This window comes from Streptomyces sp. Y2F8-2 (assembly GCF_014905555.1).
Taxonomy (GTDB): domain Bacteria; phylum Actinomycetota; class Actinomycetes; order Streptomycetales; family Streptomycetaceae; genus Streptomyces; species Streptomyces cynarae.
Map to the genome: position 1 here is coordinate 258,876 of NZ_BNGS01000004.1, position 19,118 is coordinate 277,993.

Here is a 19,118-nt window from a genome sequence, read left to right on the forward strand (position 1 = left end):
GCCCATGCTGCGGTGAAGGAGTGAAGGAATACGTCCCGTCGGCCGGGAGGACGGTACGGAAGCGGGGCATGGGGAAGAGAACGTTCGATCCCTCCAGGTTGGACCGCACGATGACACACCTCACCGGACAGACGACCGCCCGCGGCACCGCCCTGCTCGCCGACCCGTTGCTCAACAAGGGCACGGCCTTCACCCGCGAGGAACGCGCCCAACTCGGCCTGGACGGACTGCTCCCACCCGCCGTGGAGTCCCTCGACGAGCAGGTCGCCCGCGCCCACCAGGCGTTCCTCGGCTACGACAAGCCGCTCAACCGACACATCTACCTGCGGCAGCTGCAGGACACCAACGAGGTGGTGTTCTACCGCCTGATCACCGAACACCTCGAGGAACTGCTGCCGATCGTCTACACCCCCACCGTCGGGGAGGCGTGCCGCCGCTTCAGCGAGATCTACCGGCGGCCCCGCGGCCTGTTCCTGTCCTGGGAGGACCGCGACCGGTTCCGGGAGATCCTGCGCAACCGACCGCACAAGGGCGCCGTCGACGTCATCGTCGTCACCGACGGCCAGCGCATTCTCGGCCTCGGCGACCAAGGCGTCGGGGGCATGGGCATCCCGATCGGCAAGCTGAGCCTCTACACCGCGATCGGCGGCATCCACCCGGCGCGCACCCTGCCGATCCTGCTCGACGTCGGCACCGACAACGAGCAGCTGCTGTCCGATCCCCGGTATCTGGGGCGACGGGAGCACCGGCTCACGGGGGCGCAGTACGACGAGATGATCGAGGCGTTCGTCTCGGCGGTGGAGGCGGAGCTGCCGGGCACGCTGCTGCAGTGGGAGGACTTCGCCACCGTCCACGCCCGGCCGATCCTGACCCGCTACCGTGACCGGCTGCTCACCTTCAACGACGACATCCAGGGCACCGCGGCGGTGGTGCTCGGCGCCCTGTCCACGGCCTGCCAGGTGGCCGGCACGCCGCTGACCGAGCAGCGGCTGGTCGTCCTGGGAGCGGGTTCCGCCGCCGTGGGCGTCGCCGACATGATCCGCGCCGCCCTCGTGGACGAGGGACTTTCCGAGGAGGACGCGGCGGACCGCTTCTGGTTCGTCGACGTCGACGGACTGCTGGTGGACTCGCGCGACGATCTGACCGACGAGCAGCGGGTGTACGCGCGCGCGGACGACGAGGTGGCCGACTGGGGTCACACCGGGCTCGCCGAGGTGGTGCGCCGGATCGAGCCGACCGCGCTGATCGGGCTGTCGACCGCGCAGGGCGCGTTCACCGAGGAGATCGTGCGGCAGATGGCGTCCACCTGCGAACGGCCGGTGATCTTCCCGCTGTCCAACCCGACCTCGCACGCCGAGGCCGATCCCGCGGACCTCGCCCGCTGGACGGACGGCAGGGCGCTGATCGCCGCCGGGTCGCCGTTCCCGCCGCTGGAGGTGGACGGTCACCGGATTCCGGTGGCACAGGCCAACAACGTGTACATCTTCCCCGCGATGGGGCTCGCGGTGGCGGCCGGCGGGGCCACCCGGGTCACCGACCGGATGCTGGTCGCCGCGGCACGCGCCGTCGCCCGGCGGGCCGCCGAGGCGGCCGCCGGAGTTCCGGGCCCCGCCCCGCTGCTGCCGCCGCTCGGCGGCATGCGGGAGGCCGCCCGGGAGATCGCGGTGGCCGCCGCGCTCGCCGCCGTCGAGGACGGGGTGGCCCCCAAGGCGACCGAGGCGGAGGTGCGCCAGGTGGTCGAGAAGACCCAGTGGATACCGGACTATCCGGCCCGCTGATGCGAGCAGATCACGGACCAGAGCCCTGCCGGCCCGTCCCGTGGCGGGGAGGAGCGGCAGGGTGCCGCCCCGGCCGCAGTGGTCCTACAGACGGCAGGGCCACTGCGGCCGGGCCGGACCCCGGGCATTCCCCCCGTCTGCGGGACGCCTTCCCGGACATCGCCGAACCGCCGCGGTGACGGGGCGGCGGCCGTCCGGAGAGCCGTCGATCCGAGACGAGAGGTGCCGTGCCGATGGATACGCCGGGGTCAGGCGGGGCGGAACCGGACATCAGCGTCGTCGTCATCGTCTACAACGACGCCCCGCGCCTGACGACAGCCGTACGTTCCGCGCTCGACCAGACGCTGCGCAACGTGGAAGTCGTCATCGTGGACGACTGTTCCACCGACGGCTCGTACGACGTCGCGTGCTCCCTCGCCGCCGCCGACCCGAGCCGTGTGCGCGCGATCCGGCTGGCCGAGAACAGCGGCGGCTGCGGCGAGCCGCGCAATCAGGGCCTGGCCGTGGCCCGCGGCCGCTATGTGATGTTCCTGGACAGCGACGACACCCTCGAAGCCAACGCATGCCGCAACCTGCTGGAAGCGGCGGACCGCACCGGCGCCGACCTGGTCTCGGGACGGTGCGTCCGGGTGCACACCGACAGCAGACACGACAAGCGCATCCCCTGGTACCCCTGGCTGTACCGGTCCACGCGAACCGTCGAGTCCATCGCCGAACTGCCGGACCTGTTCGTCTTCGACACCCTGTCGACGAACAAGTGCTACCGGCGCGCATTCCTCCTGGAGAACGGTCTCGCCTTCCCGCGCGGCATCCACTACGAGGACCTGCTCTTCTCCGCTCAGGCCTATCTCGCCGCCGCACGCATCACCCTGATCCCCCACACCGTCTACTTCTGGCACGTCGTCCAGAAGACCACGGCCAAGTCGATCAGCAACCGCCGCCACGAGATCAACAACTTCGCCGACCGGCTGGAGATCCACCGCCGCATCGACGAGGTGCTGAAGCGGCGCGGCCTGGACGAACTCAAACTGCGTAAGGACACCAAGTTCCTCAAGCACGACCTCGCGCTCTACCTCGGCGACCTGCCGTTCCTCGACGACGGCTACCGGCACCGGTTCGCCGGACTGGCCCGCGGTTACATCCAGGACTTCCCCGAGGCGGCGTACGCCGAGCTGGACCGGGTGCACGCCATCTGCGCGCACCTGCTGATGCGTGAGGACTGGGAGAACCTGATGGCGGCCGTCGACACGCTGATCAACCGTTCCAAGATCTCCACGCCGCTCGTCGAGCGGGACGGGCGCATCTACTGGTGCGACCGGTACCTCGATGACCCCGAGGCACGCGACGTCATGGACGTCACCGCCCTCGGCCACCACGGCAGAGAGCTGGACGAGATGTTCCTGCGCAACGTGCTCACCGGATACGCCGTGCGCGGTGATCTGGTGGTCCTCGAGGGCGCCGTGGTCAACCCCCTGCACACCGTCCCCCCGGACGCCCGCCTCACCGCCCAGCTGGAGTTCCGGGCCCGCCGCCGCAGCCTGCGGACCTTCCGGTTCCCGGTGGCGACGGTGCGTCACGCCGGCGACACCCTCACCTGGCGCGCCGCCGTACCGCTGACCGGCCGCCTCCGGCCGGTCGGCGTCGTCGACGAGGTGTGGGACGTCCGGCTGCACCTGACCGCGGACGGCAGGCGCACCACGACCCGGATCACCGCCGGCGACATCGACCTGGAGAACTCCGCGTCCGTGCCCGTACGCCCCCGGCTCGGCCGGTTCGTCGCCGACCGGCTCGAACCGCAGGTCTCCGCCAAGGGACATCTGGCCTTCCGGCTCACCCAGCACGGCCCGGCCGCCCGGCGCGGCCGCGCGCTCGTGGACCGCAATCTGCACGGCCCCGCGGCCCGGACCGTCAAGGGCGCCTACCGCGCCCTGCGAGCCGTGCGCAGAGACCTGTCCTCCCACTCGCGTAAGGCGCAGGCCTACCACCACATGCTCCGGCTCCTGCCGGTCCGCAAGGGCACCGTCGTCTTCGAGAGTCACCTCGGCAAGCAGTACAGCGACAGCCCGCGAGCCATCCACGAGGAACTGCGGCGCCGCCGGGTGCCCGTCACCGCCGTCTGGTCGTACGCGGGGGAGAGGCCCGAGGGGTTCCCCAAGGACGCCGAACTCGTCCGCCGGTGGTCCTGGCGGTACATCAGGGCGCTCGCCCAGGCCGAGTTCTGGATCGACAACCAGGGCTTCCCGCTCATGCTCCGCAAACGCCCGGAGACCACCTACATCCAGACCTGGCACGGCTCGGCCCTGAAGCGGATGGGCTTCGACGAGCCCTCCTACCGGGTGATGTCCGAACACGAACAGCGCGCCTTCCAGCAGGCACTGGACCGCTTCGACCACTTCCTGGTGCGCAGCGAGCACGATGTGCGCACCCTCGCCCGCGCCTACCGCATCCCCGAGGGGAAACTGCTGCGCACCGGTTACCCGCGCAACGACGCACTCGTCCGGGCGGCCCGGCACCCGCAGACGGCCGACCCGGCGGTGCGCAGGCTCGCCGAGCGCCTCGGCATCCGTCCGGGCGGTCGTGTGGTGCTTTACGCGCCCACGTTCCGGGCGCGCCCCGACGGAGGCGTACGCGACTTCCGACTGCCCTTCGACGTCGAACGCTTCGCCGACCGTTTCGGGGACCGGTACACGCTCCTGGTGCGTCCTCACTATCTGAACCGGGCCACCCTGCCGCCCTCGGTGGCCGGCCGGGTGATCGACGTGGCGCGGGAGCCGGACATCACTCCGCTCCTGCTTCTTTCCGACGCCCTGATCACCGACTACTCGTCGGTGATGTTCGACTATGCGCTGCTCCTCCGGCCGCTCGTCTTCCTCGCCCACGACTGGGAGGAGTACTCCCTGGACGTGCGCGGCACCTACTTCGACCTGTTCGAGGAGGCCCCGGGCCCGGTCGTGCGCACCGAGGACGCGCTGTTCTCGGCGCTGTCGGACCTGCGCGCCCTGAGCACCCGGTACGAGGCACGGCTGAAGCAGTTCGTGGACAAGTACGGCGAGTACGACCGCGGGGACGCCGCGGCCCGCATCGTGGAACGCTTCTTCGCACCGACGGGAGAGAGCCGATGACGGGCCGTCAGATCTTCTTCGTCACCAACGAGGTCGACGAACTGGGCGGCGTGGGCGGTGTCTCCCCGCCGCGGATGCCGATGAGCCTCGGTGAGAACCCGCCCTTCGAGACACTCACCCTGTACGAGCGGCGTCCCCCGGCCCATCACCCGCCCCGCCCACTGCTGGACCGGTTCGACCCGGCGGTCCGTGAGCAGGAGGCGGACAGGCGCGCCGCCGCCGAGCGGCTGGCCGGCATCTTCCGCGCCGCCCGCCCCGGCGCCGTCATCCTCGCTGTCGCGGACGATCTCCCGCACGCCGGGTGAGCAGTCGAACGCCATGCACGGCACCCCGCGCGCCATGGCCTCCAGCAGGACGAGCGGAGCGGTTGATGTCCGACGAGAAGCTGCGCGACACGCTGGGGGCGCGGGCGCGGGAGAACGTCCGGCGTTTCGCCCCGGACGTGATCACCCGCCGGTGGGAGGAGCTCTTCGACTTCCTGGAGCGCTGAGCCCGCTCCGGGACGCCGGTGCCGGCCCGCGCCGGGGGCGCGAACCGGCACTCGACGGCTCGGTCAGGTGCTGTCAGTACCCTCCGTAGTCCCCGTAATCGTCGTCGTCGTCACCGTTGCCGTGGCCGACGTAGGCGGCGTGGTCACCGTGGCCACCGTAGTAGCCGCCGTGATCGCAGTCGTCGCCCCAGTTGCCCCAGTCGTCGTCGCAGTAGTTCGTCTGGACGGAGGGGTGTACCACCGGCGGCGTGCTCGCCATCGCGACCCCACTGCTTGCCGCGCCGGCCAGCAGCATCGTGCCGGCGACAAGTGCGACCCTGCGTCGGACGTTCGTCATCGTGTCTCTCCTTGCTCACAGGCACGGAGGCCCTCTTTTATCCTGGTTTGTTCCAGCCTGCGGCGGGCCACCTGAGAAGAGGCTGAGAGCAGCTCGACGCGCGAGCACGGCCACGCCTTCGTACGGTGGAGGGGAGGTCGGCCATGCGAGTGCTGGTGATCGAGGACGTACGGGGACTCGCCGCGGCGATCGCTCACGGGCTCGCCGAGGAGGGCTTCGTCGCCCGTGTCGTCCACGACGGCGTCGACGGCCTGTGGCGGGCCGTCCACGAGCCGTACGACGTGATCCTGCTCGACCTCATGCTGCCCGGGATCTCCGGATACGAGGTGCTGAAGCGGCTGCGGGCCGCCAGTGTGTGGACCCCCGTCCTCGTCCTGACCGCGAAGGACGGCGAGTACGACGAGGCGGACGCCCTCGACCTCGGCGCCGACGACTACCTGAGCAAGCCGTTCTCGTACGTCGTGCTGGTCGCCCGGCTGCGGGCCCTGCTGCGGCGCGGGGCGCCCGCCCGGCCCGCCGTGCTCGCGGCCGGCGACCTCGCCCTGGACCCCGCGCGCCGCCACTGCCGCCGCGCGGGCCGGGAGATCACCCTGACCGCACGCGAGTTCACGCTGCTGGAGTTCCTGCTCCGGCACCCCGACGAAGTGATCAGCAAGACGGACATCCTCGACCACGTCTGGGACGAGAACTTCGACGGCGACACGAACATCGTCGAGGTCTACATCGGCTATCTGCGGCGCAAGATCGACGCCCCCTTCGGCCGCCGGACCATCGAGACGGTCCGCGGGGCCGGCTACCGGCTGCACGCCACCGGGAGGTGACCGTGCGCCTCCCCGTCCCCGCGTGGTGGGCCCGGCGCTCCCTGCGCCTGAGGCTGACCGCCGCGGTGGCCCTGATGATTTCGGCGGCCCTGGTCGGCGCGGCCTGTCTGCTCGTCGTCTGGACGCGCATGAGCCTCCTCACCGGCCTCGACCAGACCGCGCTCCAGCGGGCCCAGGTCGTCGCCGCCGGCGTCGACACCGACAGCCTCGCCCGTGTCCTGCCGGCCTCCGGCAGCGGCGACACCGCCGTGCAGGTCGTCGACGCCCGGCGCGTGGTGCGCTCCAGCTCCGCCAACCTGGAGGGCCGGCCCGCGCTGTTCACCTTCCACGCGTCCTCCTCCGGCACGGCCCACACGGTGCGTGGACTGCCCCTGAGCGGAGACGGAACCTGGCGCGTGGTCGCCCTCGAGGCCGGGCACGACGACCCGCTCACCGTGTACGTCGCGGTGCCCACCGCGGCCGTCGACCGGAACCTCGCCCGGCTCACCGTGGGCCTCGCCATCGCCGTGCCGCCGGCTGTCGCCCTGCTCACCGGTGTCTGCTGGCTGCTCACCGGCCGGGCGCTGCGCCCCGTGGAGGCCCTGTGCGCCCAGACGGCCGGGATCACCGCCTGCGACCTGGGCCGCCGCCTCGACCCGCCCCCGGCGGAGGACGCCCTGGGCCGGCTGGCGCGGACCCTCAACGACCTGCTGGCCCGGCTGGACGTCGCCACCCGGCGGCAACGGCAGTTCGTCGCGGACGCCGCGCACGAGCTGCGCTCCCCGCTGAGCAGTCTGCACACCCAACTGGAGGTGGCCGTCCGGCATCCCGGCTCGGCCGACTGGGCCACCCGCGGACCCGCCCTCGTCGAGGAGAGCGAGCGGCTGTCCCGGCTGGTCGACGACCTGGTACGGCTGGCCCGCCTGGACGCCCTGCCCCGGCTGCGCCTGCGCCCCGTGGACCTGGACGAGATCGTCTTCCGTGAGGTCCGCCACGCCCGCCGACACACCTCTGTGGTCATCGACCAGCGCGCCGTCAGTGCGGCCCGGGTGTACGGCGACGGGGACGCCCTGGCCCGGGTCGTGCGCAATCTGCTCGACAACGCCATCCGGTACGCCGTCCGACGGATCGAGGTCAGCCTGGGCGTCCGCGACCGCGCCGCGCACCTGGTGGTCGCCGACGACGGCCCCGGCATCCCGGTGGCCGACCGCCGACGTGTCTTCGACCGCTTCACCCGCCTGGACGGGGCCCGCGCCCGGGACACCGGAGGAAGCGGCCTCGGCCTCGCGATCGTCCGCGACCTCGTCGTCGTCCACCACGGCCACATCGGCATCGAGGACAACGCCCCCGGAGCCCGCATCGTGGTCCGCATCCCGGCGACCGACCACTGACCGGCCGGCTGGTCCCCGGTCTCAGGCCGCCGCACGCTCCGGTGCCGGGCGAAGCGCCGCCCGCCCGCTGTGCCTTGTAGACCGTCGACACCCTGGCCACCGCACCCGTGCCCGAAGCCTGGGACGGTCCTGCGGTGCCATCGCCGCCTGTACCCGATACTTCACTGTTTCGTCACAGTGTGAGCGCCACCACAACCGAGCGGCCCCCATGCCGGTCTAGCGTGCAAAAGACCGCAGAACACGTGGAAGGGAAGGCCCGGCATGGGGGACATACGCAGGCGGGGGGCCGTCGCGCTCGGAATCACGGGGTTGGTGGCGCCGCTCACGCTCGCGCTCACCAGCGCGCCCGCCGAGGCGGCGAGCTGCACCACGCAGACCGGTCCGTACCAGAAGCAGGTGGAGAAGTTCCTCGGCCGCCCGGTCGACGGCAGGCAGTCGGCCGCCGACTGCAAGGCCGTCCAGGCCTTCCAGAACAAGCACGGCATCACGCCCGCCATCGGCTACGCCGGGCCCGTCACCTGGGGGGTGATGGATCTGATGAACAAGCAGAAGGCCGTCGGCAAGAACCCCAACAAGGACGGCAAGTGCCCGGTCAACAAGGGCCGCATCGCCTGCGTCAACCTGACGCTCCAGCTCAGCTGGATCCAGGACGGCAGCCGCCTCGTCTACGGACCGGTGCCCGTGCGCACAGGGCGCAAGGGATATGCGACCCGCACCGGCCTGAAGAAGATCTACTGGCGGAACCTGCACCACGTCTCGACCATCTACAACGTCCCCATGCCCTACAGCCAGTTCTTCGACGGCGGGCAGGCCTTCCACTCGGTCAACCTGAGCATGTGGAACCCGCCCGGCTCCCACGGCTGCGTCAACATGACCACGGCCGATGCCAAGAAGTACTGGTCGCTGCTGAAGGTCGGCGACGACGTGTTCGTCTACGGCCGCAAGCCGGGCACCTGAGACAGGCACCCGGCTCGGCCGCAGCGGTACGTCACACCGCCGGAGCGTCCCCGAAGTCCGGGATCTCCAGGCGGACCCCGCCCCTCAGCGCCGACTGGTGCGCGATGATCCCGGGCAGGGTGTAGCGTGCCGCGACCCAGGCGTTCACGGACGGCAGGGTGCGGGAGTTGACGGCCGTCACGAAGTCGTCCACCAGGAAGTGGTGGCTGCCCTCGTGGCCGTTGTGCAGGTTGTCGAACTCCCGCGGCAGCCGTGAGCGGTCGTGCACCGGTGCCGACCCGGAGGTGAAGGCGGCCCGCAGCTCCGGCGCGATGTGCTGGAGCGAGGGGTCGTCGGGCGACATGGTCGGCTTGGGCTCGAGGAGCTCAGTGATGTCCTTGACGCCCTTCTTGTCCTGCCACAGGGCCACCGTGGCGAGCTGCTCCATGCTCGCCTCGGTGCCGAAGAACCTGAAACGCGACTCCCGGATGTGCGAGGGGTAGCCGACCCGGCGGAACTCGTTCGTACGGAACGAGCCGCCGCCCGCCACCTCGAACAGCGCGGTGGCGTTGGAGAAGTCGTTGTCGAACTGGCTGATCTCCTTGTCGAAGACCCCGTCCCCGCGCTCGTCGCGCACCCCGATCGCGGACACGCTCACCGCGTGCGTCTGCCAGGCGCCGAGCACACCGCCCACCGAGTGGGTCGGGTAGAGCAGCGGGGGATAGCTGGCGGTCGCCTTCCAGTGCTCGCCGCCGCTGTACTGGTAGGCCTCGTAGAAGCCGAGGTCCATGTCGTGCACGTAGTCGCCCTCGGCGTAGAACAGCCGCCCGAAGGCGCCCTCCGCGATCCGGTTGCGGGCGTGCACGGTCGCCGGGTTGTACTGACTGGTCTCACCCATCATGTAGGTCAGCCCGGTCGCCTTGACCGCGTCGATGATCGCCGCGATCTCCTCCGTGGTGATCGCCATGGGGACGGCGGAGTACACGTGCTTGCCGGCGTTCAGTCCCTGGACCACCAGGGGGCCGTGCGTCCAGCGCTGGGTGAAGATGGCGACCGCGTCGACCGCCTTGGACTCCAGCATGGCCTCGTACGAGGGGAAGGTGCCGGCGAGGCCCTGTGCGGCGGCGAGCTGCTCGGCCCGTTCGGGCAGCAGGTCGGTGACGTAGACGTCGCTGACGCCGGGATGGGCCTGGAACAGCGTGGCGAACTGGCCGGAGAACTGGCCGGCGCCGACGATGCCGAGCGAGAACGTCATGAAATGCGTGCCCTTCACTGGGAGAGGATCAGGTTGATCTGGCTGTTGGTCTTGTCGAGGCCGCTCACCGCGGCGCCGTTGTAGACGTCCTGCATGGCGGGGTGCATGAGCGCGTACACGTCCGCCGCGTAGTTGGTGATCGGGTAGGTGAAGGTGGTGAAGTCCCGCTTGTCGGCGACCGGCTTGGTGAACGCCGTGACGTCGATGCCCTTCTTCTTGTAGGCCGCGACGGCGGCCCGGGTCCCGTCGGGTGTGGCGGGGAAGACGATGCCGTAGCTGCCCACCGTCTTCTGGCATGCGTCGGAGGACAGGTACTTCACCCACTTCAGGGCGCCCTGCTTGTTGTGGGCGTTCTTGGTGACGGAGTCGGCGAGGCCGTTCATCATGGTGGACCGCCTGCCGGTGGGGCCGACGGGGGTGAAGGCGGTGCCGATCTTCAGGTTCTTGTATCCGTAGTACGTCGAGATCATCCAGGCGCCGTCGAAGGCCATCGCGGCCTTGCCGGAGGCCAGTTGCGCGTTGGCCGGGTTGGCGCCCTCGCTGTAGTCCGTCTGCGGCGCCAGGTAGCCCTTCTCCGCCAGGCCGAAGTACCACTTGACGACCGACTGGAAGGTCTTGCTGTCGTACTGGTACTTGGTGCTCCACCGCTCCTTGTCGGTGTAGTGCCAGCCGGCGGAGCCGGTGAAGGGGCTCCATGTCGTCTGGCCGTCGCCGTCGCCGGCGCCTCCACTGGCGAGCCCGTACACCTTGACGTGGTGCTTGTCGAAGCCGGGCTCGTCGCCGCGCTTGCCGTTCCGGTCGATGGTGAGGTGGGCGACGGTCTTCTCGAAGGTGCCGCCGTCCTTCGGGTTCCAGCTCAGATTGTTGATCTGCTCGGGGGTGAGTCCGGCAGCCGTGGCCATCTTCTGGTTGTAGAAGAGGGCGACGGTGTCCCAGTCCTTCGGAGCGCCGTAGCGGTGGCCGTCCTGGGCGATCCAGTTGTCGGCGAGCCCCTTCTGGTAGTCGGCGGGGTTGATGCCGAGGTCGTCGAGCGGCTCCAGCACCTTCAGATCGGCGAACTGGCCGAACTTCTGGATGTGGTCGGTGAACACGTCCGGCTGGGTGCCCGCGATGAAGCTCGCGGTCAGCTTGGTCCAGTAGTCGCCCCAGCCCATCTGCGTGATGCTGACCTTCAGGCCCGGGTTCTCCTTCTCGAAGTCCGTGGCGCAGGCCTGGTAGGCGGGCAGCTGGTTGGCGTCCCACAGCCAGTACGTCACCGTGTTCCCGGGCGACCCGGCGGCGCCGCCCTGGGCGCATCCGCTGACCAGGGACAGGGCCAGCGCACCGGCCAACGCCACGACCGTACGAATTCGCATATCGGTTCCCTCACTTGATCCCGGTGAAGCCGATGGAGCCGACGATGCGGCGTGCGAAGCAGCCGAAGAGCACGAGCATCGGGAGCGCCGCGATGAGGGTCGCCGCCATCAGTCCGGACCAGTCGTAACCCGTCTGCGGGGTCTGCGCCCGGAAGATCGCCAGTGCCACGGTGAGCACACGGGAGCTGTCGCTGTAGGACACCATCAGCGGCCAGAAGTAGTCGTTCCACGAGGTGATGTACGTCAGCACGCCGAGGGTGAGGATGGGGGTGACCGCCATCGGCAGCATCACCCGGAAGAAGATCCTGACCTTGCTCGCGCCGTCCAGCAGGGCGGCCTCCTCCACCTCGCGGGGGACGTTCATGAAGAACTGCCGTAGGAAGAACACCGCGAACGGCGTCATGAACATCGTCGGCAGCGCGATGCCCAACAGGGTGTCCACCAGGTGGAGTTGCTTGATGAGCACGAAGTTCGGCAGCAGCGTGAAGATGGCCGGCACCATCAGCCCCGCGAGGAACAGCCCGAACACCTTGTCCCGGCCGCGCCACCTCAGCCGTGCGAAGGCGTAGGCGGCCATGGCGGAGAAGAACACCTGGCAGACGGTGATCAGGGTGGAGACGATCACCGAGTTGAGCAGATAGCGCCAGAACCTCAGCCCGCCGCCCGCGCCGCCCTGGGCGATGGCCTCCTTCGTCGACTGCAGACCCAGGGCCCGCTCGAAGCCACCGGCCGTCAGGCCGGTGGGCAGGGGGTCGCCGGGGTGCGCGGCGAGTGAGGTGTTGGTGGACAGGGCCGTCCTGAGAATCCAGTAGAACGGCAGCAACGTCACGAGCACGATCGCGCCCATGACCGCCCAGGCGGCGATCCGGCCGAGGGAGAGCCGGCGCCTCGCGGGTATCGCGGTCGTCGTGGTGGCCACGGCAGCCATGTCGGTCACTCCCTTGAAGTCAGCCGAGGTCGGTCTGGCCGGCCCGGGTGAGGCGGTACTGGACGAACGTGATCGCGGTCAGCACGACGAGCAGGGCCACCGACATCGCGGACGCGTAGCCGAACTGGAAGCGGCCGAACGCGGCGCCGTAGATGTAGTACTGGAGCACGTTGGTGGCGTTCGCCGGGCCGCCCTGGGTGGTCACGGCGACCGTGTCGAAGACCTGGAACGAGCCGATCACCGTCATGATCAGGACGACCGCCAGTACCGGTCGCAGCAGCGGCAGCGTGATCCGCCAGAACATCCGCCACTCGCCGGCGCCGTCCACCCTGGCCGCCTCGTACATGTCGCCCGGGATCGCCTGGAGGCCCGCGAACAGCAGCAGCGCCGTGTAGCCGACGTGCCGCCACACGTTGATCAGCGCGATCGTGGGGATGGCCCACGACTTGTCGGCGAGGAACGGGATGTGGTCGAAGCCGAGCGCCCCGATGATCTGGTTGCCGATGCCGAGCTGGGTGTCGAGGACCCACAGCCAGACGACGCCCGCGACGACGTTGGACATCAGATACGGCGTCAGCACGATCCCGCGCAGCAGCGCCGACTGCGACAGCCGTTGCAGCAGCACGGCGATGGCGAGCGCGGAGACGGTCTGCACCCCGATGTTGATCACCACGTACTCGACGGTGACCTTCAGCGAGCCCCAGAAGATCGGGTCGTGCACCATGCGGACGTAGTTGTCCAGGCCGACCCACTCGGCCGGGGTGAGCAGGTTGAAGCGGGTGAAGCTCAGATAGACGCCCCGCAGCGTGGGCCACAGCAGGAAGACCAGGAACCCCAGCAAGGCCGGGGCCAGGAAGAGGGCGGCGAGCGGCCCGTCGCCGCTGCCCTCACGTGCTCGGGCGGTACGGACCCCTGTGGCGGTCCCCCTTCCCGCGGCGCCGCGCAGCGGCAGTCGCGAGGGAGGGCTGCTGGAGGCGACGGTCATCGGTGACCCTCCTCGTCGGCGGCTCGTCCTCGATGGGCACTTACTTTTGGTGCGAAACAATCCTCGCGTCAAGACCCGCGCACGGATCCTTTGAGATGGCACTGCGCGGCGTAGAGTGCCTGTAATTAATTCCACTGCAAAAGAAATCTTGTGGGAGTCTGGTCGCATGACCGCACGTGCCGCCAGCTGGCTGCCGCTGAGTGCCGGCGAGCGTGCCGTGGCGATCGAGGTTCTCGTCCACGGGCCGCTCTCGCGCGCCGACCTCGCGCGACGGCTCGACCTCTCGGCCGGCAGCCTCACCCGGCTCACCAAGCCGCTCATCGAGTCGGGTCTGCTGATCGAGGTCGCCGACGGGGGCGGTTCGGCCGAGGGCCGCCAGGGCCGCCCCTCGCAGCCCCTCGACGTCGTCGCCGAGTCCCGGACGTTCCTCGGATTCAAGATCACCGAAGAGATGGTCTACGGCGTGGTCACCACGCTCAGAAGCGACATCGTGGCCCGCCTGGACCGCCCGCTCACCAGCCACGACCCCGTCCATGTGGCTGCGCTGCTGGCGGAGATGACCGGCGTGCTCACCGCCGAGTTCCCGACGGCGGCGGGCATCGGCATCGGCGTCGGCGGACTCGTCCAGGATCGCGCCGTGGTCGGCGAGTCCGCCTTCCTGCACTGGCGCGAGGTGCCGCTGGCCCGGCTGGTGGAGGAGTGCACCGGGCTCCCGGTGGTCGTCGAGAACGACGTCGCCGCGTTCGTCGAGGCCGAGACCTGGTTCGGGGCGGGTCGCGGTCTGGAGCGCTTCGTCGTCCTCACCATCGGCGCCGGCATCGGTTACGGCCTCGTCCTGGGCGGCAAGCGGGTGCCCTACGCCGAGGAGGACCGCGGCTTCGGGCGGCACTGGATCATCAACCCGAACGGGCCGCTCACCCCGTCCGGCGAGCGCGGCAGCGCGGTCTCGCTGCTCACCATCCCCAGCATCCGCTACCAGATCCGGGCCGCCACCGGCAGCGACAAGACGTACGAGGAGATCCTCGGGCTCGCCGCCGCCGGCGAGCCGATGTGCTCCCGCGTCGTCGACGAGGCCGCGCGGGCCCTCGGCACGCTGGTCGCCCAGATCTCCAACTTCGCGATGCCGCAGAAGATCCTGCTGGCCGGGGAGGGGGTGGGGTTGATGGACGTGGCGGGGAAGACGGTGGAGGAGACCATCCGCGCCCAGCGGCACCCGCTGGCCGCTCCGGTGGGACTGGAGACCAAGGTCTCCGACTTCCACGACTGGGCGCGCGGAGCGGCGGTGCTGGCGATCCAGGTGCTCGTGCTGGGTGTCATCGACGGATGACGTGTCCGGCAGGGCCGGACGTGATCAGCTTCACGGTCCGGAATGCCGGGAGGTGCCTGATTGCTCACATCACCTTCACGTCGAGGCCCGTATGCTTCACGGCATGTCCACCACTCCTGAACCCGTAGCGGAGCGTTCCGCCGACGAGGTCAACGAGGAGATCCGGGCACTGTGGTTCCGCAGCGGCGGGATCCTCAGCCTCGAGGAGCGGCGGGAGTACCAGCGGCTCGTCCTGGAATGGGCGGCGGCCTCCTCGCCGCGCCCGACGAAGGCGGCTTGACCGCCCGCCCGGCCACCTCCCGCGTTGCGACCACCGCCGGCGGCGGCCGGTTCGGCATACCCGCGGCAGGCCCGGCTTCCTCCGGCACCCGCAGCACCCTGGAGGGGACCCCGACCCGGCCGCTCAGCCCCAGGTCCCCGCGTACGCCCGGCGATAGGCGTTCCGCTCCTGTTCCGACCGGATGTAGCGCGTGGCCACCAGCGCGACCAGGCTGCCCGCGATGACCAGCAGGCCGGGCCCGACGGTCCGCGGGTCGGTGAGCCGTGACAGGAATCCGTCCGCCGTGCCGGTGGCACCGACCTCCTGGACCGCGCCCGGTGCCGCCGACCCGGGCGCGATCGCCGCGCCCTGGGGCGCCGAGAGGGACGGCGCGGGAGCGGCGGAGGCCCCGGCGCCCGCACCGCCCGGCGCCTGGCCCTGCCCCGTCAGCTGGACCCCGAGCGCGGCCATCGCCTTCGTCACCGGCTGGAAGAACGTCGTACCGCCCGCCTGGCAGTCCCCGCTGCCGCCCGAGGTCACCCCGAGCGCGATGCCTTCCGAGAACAACGGGCCGCCGCTGTCGCCCGGTTCGGCGCACACCGTGGTCTGGATGAGACCGGTGACCGAGCCCTCCGGGTAGTTCACCGTCGCGTTCAGTGCGGTGACCTCGCCGTCGTGCAGACCGCTGGTGCTGCCGCTGCGGAACACCTTCTCACCCACCACCGGGTCCCCGGCCGCCGTGATGCGCACCCCGCGCCCGCCCCCGATGGCCACGACGTTCTCTCCGGGCGTCGCCTGCCCGTTCTCGTACCGGATGAGGGAGAAGTCGCCGTCCCCGGGGAACTCCGAGGTGACGGTCCGGCCCAGTTGCGTCCGGCCCGTGTTGTCGGAGAACCAGAGCGTGCCGCCCGGACCGCAGTGCCCGGCGGTGAGGATGAACTGGCCCTGCCCGTTGGTCACGTTGAAGCCCGCGGAACAGCGGCCGCTGGTCGAGAAGATCGGCTGGGCGCCGGCGACCCGGGTCGTGAACCGTCCCTGGCTGCGCTCCATCCGGACGAAGTCCCCGATGCCATGGGCGAGTTTCGTCAAGCGCGACCAGTCGGACGCGGAGACCGTGCGGTCGGCCTGTACCACCACCTGGTTGGTGCGGTAGTCCACGGACCAGGCGGTGCCCGCCACCCTGGGGGCGGAACTCAGCGTCTTCGTGGCCGACTTCAGCTGGTCCATGCTGTGCCGCACCATCTTGGCACGGGCCCCGGCCGCCGTCACCGCGTCCGCCGCGGCCCTGTCCGTCACCGCGACCACGGGCTTCCCGTCGGAGGCGACCCAGCTGCCCGCCGTTCGGGAGGTGCCGAGCCGGGACACCAGTTGGGAGCCCGTCTGTGAGGCGGTCATGGCGGACGTGCCCGTACTGAAGGGGGTCTGCGCGCCGGACGGTTCGCTCGCCAGGGCCTGGGTGACCATCAGACCACCCAGGAGCAGTCCGCCGACGGCCGCGATGCGAGCCCCCCGCCGGACGATCCGTCGTCGTGCATGCCTCATCCATGGCTCCCGAACCCGAACAGCACGGCGTCACCACCGCGGGGCACTCCGGTCGTCGCGCGCCCTCACTCCATACGTGCGCACGCGCCCGGGTGTTCACCGACGCGCCGCTGAAGTCACGCCGTCGGCAGGGCGTCGCCGGGCAGGCGCGAGTGGACGAAAGACCCTAGGAGCGCCGCAGCGAGACACCGCTGCGCTCGTCCCCCCACAGCGAGTCACCGTCCACGTACGGGCGCAGCAGCGCGGTCAGACCCGGGTCACCGCGCCCGTTCAGCTCGTCGGAGGCGATCTTGCGGGCGATCCCCGCGAGGAAGTCGGCGAGCTGCACCCGCGGATCGAGCCGGGAGTCGACGAGCCGGAACCCGAAGAGCCCTGTGGTCTCCTTGAGCCAGGCGATGCGCTGCGCTGTGAGCACGTTCTGCTCGTCGTGCACGAGCGTGACCTGGTGCCCGCCCGCTCCCCAGTACGCCGCGGTGCGCACGAGGGCCGGCAACAGGGGGTTGAGCGCCGGAACGACCGCCGGCCCGTCGATGATCCGCGCCCGGTATGCCCGCGCCTTCTCCTGCGCCCCGGCCAGCAGCGTGAGGGTCTCGCCCGCGTCGCCCCGCGGACGGGCCCGGAGCAGGTCCTCGACGACGAGGAAGAAGGAGTCGACGGGAGCCTCCGGCTGCCCGTTGCTCCTTGCCCGCATCAGATCGTTGGACGCCTCCAGAAAGCGCTGCCACGGCTCGTCCCCGAAGCGCTCACGCCCGGTGCGGAAGAGGGCCAGGGCGGGTGCCGGATCGCCGAGCAGCAGGTCCACCACGCGGTCGACCACGAAGAACGACTTCTCCACGAGCAGCACATGGGCGTGCCCGTGCAGCGGCCCCGAGGCGCCGAGAAACCACTCCAGCACCGCGCGGTGCTTCTCCCGCAGCAGATGGGCGGCCTTGTACTCCTCCGCGGGCGAGCGGATGCGGTCGCGGACCTCCTGGACGTGCGCGGCCGCCGAGGAGAGAGGCAGATGCACACTGGCGTGCGCGAAGACGTCGGTGTTCCCGCTGGTGAGGTTCTCGCCGTCCGATCCCGACTCGTCGCAGGCCACCTCCAGCAGTCCTCCCGCGGTTCGCGCGCGGACCGTACTGTCACGATGCCGGCTCACCGTCTCGCCCCCTGCCCTCGTACCGCATGAGGATCATCCCGCACCCGGCGCACGGCGAACCGTCCCACGCCGCCGGTGAAGTCCAGCCAATCCCCGGCTACTCAGAAGTAACTGTCTACGCGTCAGTAACTCTTGCGTCGTCTGGTGTCCATCATTGGGCGTGAGCATGACCAACGCGGTCGTGGCGGAGATGTCACCGCCGCACGGACGCGATGTGGACGCGAGGGAAGGGACGGGCATGACAAGACGTGGTGCGGTGCGCCGCATCGGCGCGGTGTCGGCGGTCGTGGCGCTGGGCATCGGAGGCACTGTGACCGCCGCGGGAACCGCCTCCGCGGCTCCTGCGGCAACCACCGTGAGCGTGGCGGCGGCGCAGGCCGCCGGTGTCGACTACGCCACCTGGCAGGCGGATGTGAAGGCGGTCATCGACCAGGCGCTGCCGTACGTCCGGCAGCGCACCGCGACCGCGACCGGGCAGAAGCTCGCGATCGTCTTCGACATCGACAACACCACCCTCGAGACGTACTTCCACCCCTGGTACCAGCTGCCCACCCCGGCGGTGCAGCCGTCCCTGGAGCTCGCGAAGTACGCGAAGTCCCGAGGGGTGTCCGTCTTCTTCGTCACCGCGCGCCCCGGCATCATCGAGGCCGAGACCAAGTGGAACCTCAAGACGGTGGGCTACCCGGTCGACGGCCTCTCCGTGCGGGATCTGCCGGACCTGTTCGACGAGGTGAGCGCGTACAAGACGAGCAAGCGCGCGGAGATCGAGGCGCAGGGCTACACGATCATCGCCAATGTCGGCAACAACGCCTCCGACCTGGTTGGCGGCCACGCCGAGCGCACGTTCAAGCTGCCCGACTACGACGGCACGTTGTCCTGACGGCCCTTTCCTCGGGAACGGGCGCCGGTACGGCCGTACCGGCGCCTTTCTGCGTGTGGCACCTACACTGCGCTCATGCACGCGCTCCTGGATCGGCTCGGAACGGGCAAGTACCTGTTGGTCACCAGCTACCGCCGGAACGGCACCCCGGTCGCCACCCCGGTCTGGGTGGTGCGGGACGGCGACGCGCTCGGTGTGTGGACCACCGCGGACTCCTGGAAGGTGAAGCGGATCCGGGCCCGCTCCGACGTCTTCGTCGGCCCCTGCGACCTGCGCGGCAAGCCGACTGGCGACCAGATCCCCGCCACCGCCGAGATCTGCGACGCGGCCACCACCGCCCGCTACCGGCAGCTGATCGCGGGCAAGTGCGGCCTCGTCGGCCGCCTCACCCTTCTCGGCAGCCGGCTGCGGCGCGGGGAGAAAGGCACGGTCGGCATCCAGGTGACGCCCGCTCAGCCGTAGAACGGCCCCTGCGTGCTGCACACCGCGTCGCCGAAGACGTTCCGGTCCTCGTAGTCGACGCCGGACAGTTGCTGCTGTCTGCGGCACGCCAGGTTGTCTCCCTATGTAGACGCCGTCTTGGACAGGGGAC

General features: G+C 70.4%; 17 protein-coding genes and 1 pseudogene. 10 read left to right on the top strand and 8 right to left on the bottom strand.

Going from position 1 to position 19,118, the window contains the following annotated elements:
* Nucleotides 1-110 precede the first annotated feature (110 nt).
* From SY2F82_RS15550 to SY2F82_RS15560, 3 genes are all read left to right on the top strand, one after another.
* Nucleotides 111-1,778: an NAD-dependent malic enzyme gene (locus tag SY2F82_RS15550; protein WP_200419666.1), complete on the top strand. Its 1,668-nt coding sequence runs from the start codon at nt 111-113 to the stop codon at nt 1,776-1,778.
* Between the two features lie 233 nt (nt 1,779-2,011).
* Complete coding sequence (locus tag SY2F82_RS15555; protein ID WP_200419667.1) at nt 2,012-4,900, top strand: CDP-glycerol glycerophosphotransferase family protein; 2,889 nt, start codon at nt 2,012-2,014, stop codon at nt 4,898-4,900.
* On the top strand, nt 4,897-5,205 hold the full coding sequence (locus SY2F82_RS15560) for a hypothetical protein (protein ID WP_200419668.1): 309 nt from the start codon (nt 4,897-4,899) through the stop codon (nt 5,203-5,205). The genes SY2F82_RS15555 and SY2F82_RS15560 overlap by 4 nt, the downstream gene beginning before the upstream one ends.
* Here SY2F82_RS15560 and SY2F82_RS15565 read toward each other — a convergent pair.
* Nucleotides 5,167-5,262, bottom strand: a pseudogene (locus tag SY2F82_RS15565) (glycosyltransferase); the annotation flags it as partial. The gene SY2F82_RS15560 and the pseudogene SY2F82_RS15565 sit on opposite strands and share 39 nt — an antisense overlap.
* A gap of 201 nt (nt 5,263-5,463) precedes the next feature.
* Complete coding sequence (locus tag SY2F82_RS15570) at nt 5,464-5,727, bottom strand: hypothetical protein (protein WP_200419669.1); 264 nt, start codon at nt 5,725-5,727, stop codon at nt 5,464-5,466.
* A gap of 143 nt (nt 5,728-5,870) precedes the next feature.
* Between SY2F82_RS15570 and SY2F82_RS15575 the strand changes: the two genes are divergently transcribed.
* The 3 genes from SY2F82_RS15575 to SY2F82_RS15585 all read left to right on the top strand — a co-directional run bounded on the left by SY2F82_RS15575 (nt 5,871) and on the right by SY2F82_RS15585 (nt 8,875).
* Nucleotides 5,871-6,548, top strand: a complete 678-nt coding sequence (locus SY2F82_RS15575) for a response regulator transcription factor (protein WP_200419670.1) — start codon at nt 5,871-5,873, stop codon at nt 6,546-6,548.
* A gap of 2 nt (nt 6,549-6,550) precedes the next feature.
* Nucleotides 6,551-7,918, top strand: coding sequence for an ATP-binding protein (locus SY2F82_RS15580; protein ID WP_200419671.1), 1,368 nt, complete (start codon nt 6,551-6,553; stop codon nt 7,916-7,918).
* 261 nt (nt 7,919-8,179) lie between these two features.
* A complete protein-coding gene (locus SY2F82_RS15585; protein WP_200419672.1) occupies nt 8,180-8,875 on the top strand; it encodes a L,D-transpeptidase family protein in 696 nt (231 codons plus the stop codon).
* Between the two features lie 31 nt (nt 8,876-8,906).
* On the opposite strand, the gene SY2F82_RS15590 is transcribed toward SY2F82_RS15585, so the two are convergent.
* From SY2F82_RS15590 to SY2F82_RS15605, 4 genes are read right to left on the bottom strand one after another with little or no spacing between them, the layout of a single operon-like run.
* Nucleotides 8,907-10,109 carry a Gfo/Idh/MocA family protein gene (locus SY2F82_RS15590; RefSeq protein ID WP_200420021.1) on the bottom strand — a complete coding sequence of 401 codons (1,203 nt, stop codon included), beginning with the start codon at nt 10,107-10,109 and terminating at the stop codon, nt 8,907-8,909.
* 14 nt (nt 10,110-10,123) lie between these two features.
* Nucleotides 10,124-11,464 carry a sugar ABC transporter substrate-binding protein gene (locus tag SY2F82_RS15595; protein ID WP_200419673.1) on the bottom strand — a complete coding sequence of 447 codons (1,341 nt, stop codon included), beginning with the start codon at nt 11,462-11,464 and terminating at the stop codon, nt 10,124-10,126.
* 10 nt (nt 11,465-11,474) lie between these two features.
* Entirely contained in the window at nt 11,475-12,392 is a 918-nt protein-coding gene (locus SY2F82_RS15600; RefSeq protein WP_200419674.1) for a carbohydrate ABC transporter permease, read from the bottom strand.
* Nucleotides 12,393-12,411: 19 nt separating this feature from the next.
* A complete protein-coding gene (locus SY2F82_RS15605) occupies nt 12,412-13,377 on the bottom strand; it encodes a carbohydrate ABC transporter permease (RefSeq protein ID WP_200419675.1) in 966 nt (321 codons plus the stop codon).
* A 166-nt stretch (nt 13,378-13,543) separates the two neighbouring features.
* Between SY2F82_RS15605 and SY2F82_RS15610 the strand changes: the two genes are divergently transcribed.
* Together SY2F82_RS15610 and SY2F82_RS15615 are read left to right on the top strand one after the other, a co-directional pair.
* A complete protein-coding gene (locus tag SY2F82_RS15610) occupies nt 13,544-14,704 on the top strand; it encodes an ROK family transcriptional regulator (RefSeq protein ID WP_200419676.1) in 1,161 nt (386 codons plus the stop codon).
* A gap of 91 nt (nt 14,705-14,795) precedes the next feature.
* Nucleotides 14,796-14,984, top strand: coding sequence for a hypothetical protein (locus tag SY2F82_RS15615; protein ID WP_200419677.1), 189 nt, complete (start codon nt 14,796-14,798; stop codon nt 14,982-14,984).
* A 123-nt stretch (nt 14,985-15,107) separates the two neighbouring features.
* On the opposite strand, the gene SY2F82_RS15620 is transcribed toward SY2F82_RS15615, so the two are convergent.
* Both SY2F82_RS15620 and SY2F82_RS15625 read right to left on the bottom strand, forming a co-directional pair.
* Nucleotides 15,108-16,505 (bottom strand): S1 family peptidase, encoded by a 1,398-nt coding sequence (locus SY2F82_RS15620; protein ID WP_200419678.1) that lies wholly within the window; start codon nt 16,503-16,505, stop codon nt 15,108-15,110.
* A 166-nt stretch (nt 16,506-16,671) separates the two neighbouring features.
* Nucleotides 16,672-17,646: a DUF3800 domain-containing protein gene (locus SY2F82_RS15625; RefSeq protein ID WP_200419679.1), complete on the bottom strand. Its 975-nt coding sequence runs from the start codon at nt 17,644-17,646 to the stop codon at nt 16,672-16,674.
* Between the two features lie 238 nt (nt 17,647-17,884).
* On the opposite strand from SY2F82_RS15625, the gene SY2F82_RS15630 reads away from it, so the two are divergent.
* Together SY2F82_RS15630 and SY2F82_RS15635 are read left to right on the top strand one after the other, a co-directional pair.
* Nucleotides 17,885-18,526 carry an HAD family acid phosphatase gene (locus SY2F82_RS15630; protein WP_200419680.1) on the top strand — a complete coding sequence of 214 codons (642 nt, stop codon included), beginning with the start codon at nt 17,885-17,887 and terminating at the stop codon, nt 18,524-18,526.
* 75 nt (nt 18,527-18,601) lie between these two features.
* Complete coding sequence (locus tag SY2F82_RS15635) at nt 18,602-18,988, top strand: PPOX class F420-dependent oxidoreductase (RefSeq protein WP_200419681.1); 387 nt, start codon at nt 18,602-18,604, stop codon at nt 18,986-18,988.
* Nucleotides 18,989-19,118 lie beyond the last annotated feature (130 nt).

Excerpts from the sequence above, each read along its gene's own strand:
- SY2F82_RS15590 (WP_200420021.1), bottom strand. The coding sequence starts at position 10,109 with ATGACGTTCTCGCTCGGCATCGTCGGCGCCGGCCAGTTCTCCGGCCAG.
- SY2F82_RS15585 (WP_200419672.1), top strand. The coding sequence starts at position 8,180 with ATGGGGGACATACGCAGGCGGGGGGCCGTCGCGCTCGGAATCACGGGG.
- SY2F82_RS15615 (WP_200419677.1), top strand. The coding sequence starts at position 14,796 with ATGCTTCACGGCATGTCCACCACTCCTGAACCCGTAGCGGAGCGTTCC.
- SY2F82_RS15555 (WP_200419667.1), top strand. The coding sequence starts at position 2,012 with ATGGATACGCCGGGGTCAGGCGGGGCGGAACCGGACATCAGCGTCGTC.
- SY2F82_RS15605 (WP_200419675.1), bottom strand. The coding sequence starts at position 13,377 with ATGACCGTCGCCTCCAGCAGCCCTCCCTCGCGACTGCCGCTGCGCGGC.
- SY2F82_RS15610 (WP_200419676.1), top strand. The coding sequence starts at position 13,544 with ATGACCGCACGTGCCGCCAGCTGGCTGCCGCTGAGTGCCGGCGAGCGT.
- SY2F82_RS15600 (WP_200419674.1), bottom strand. The coding sequence starts at position 12,392 with ATGGCTGCCGTGGCCACCACGACGACCGCGATACCCGCGAGGCGCCGG.
- SY2F82_RS15630 (WP_200419680.1), top strand. The coding sequence starts at position 17,885 with ATGACAAGACGTGGTGCGGTGCGCCGCATCGGCGCGGTGTCGGCGGTC.
- SY2F82_RS15620 (WP_200419678.1), bottom strand. The coding sequence starts at position 16,505 with ATGAGGCATGCACGACGACGGATCGTCCGGCGGGGGGCTCGCATCGCG.
- SY2F82_RS15570 (WP_200419669.1), bottom strand. The coding sequence starts at position 5,727 with ATGACGAACGTCCGACGCAGGGTCGCACTTGTCGCCGGCACGATGCTG.
- SY2F82_RS15550 (WP_200419666.1), top strand. The coding sequence starts at position 111 with ATGACACACCTCACCGGACAGACGACCGCCCGCGGCACCGCCCTGCTC.
- SY2F82_RS15595 (WP_200419673.1), bottom strand. The coding sequence starts at position 11,464 with ATGCGAATTCGTACGGTCGTGGCGTTGGCCGGTGCGCTGGCCCTGTCC.
- SY2F82_RS15635 (WP_200419681.1), top strand. The coding sequence starts at position 18,602 with ATGCACGCGCTCCTGGATCGGCTCGGAACGGGCAAGTACCTGTTGGTC.
- SY2F82_RS15575 (WP_200419670.1), top strand. The coding sequence starts at position 5,871 with ATGCGAGTGCTGGTGATCGAGGACGTACGGGGACTCGCCGCGGCGATC.
- SY2F82_RS15560 (WP_200419668.1), top strand. The coding sequence starts at position 4,897 with ATGACGGGCCGTCAGATCTTCTTCGTCACCAACGAGGTCGACGAACTG.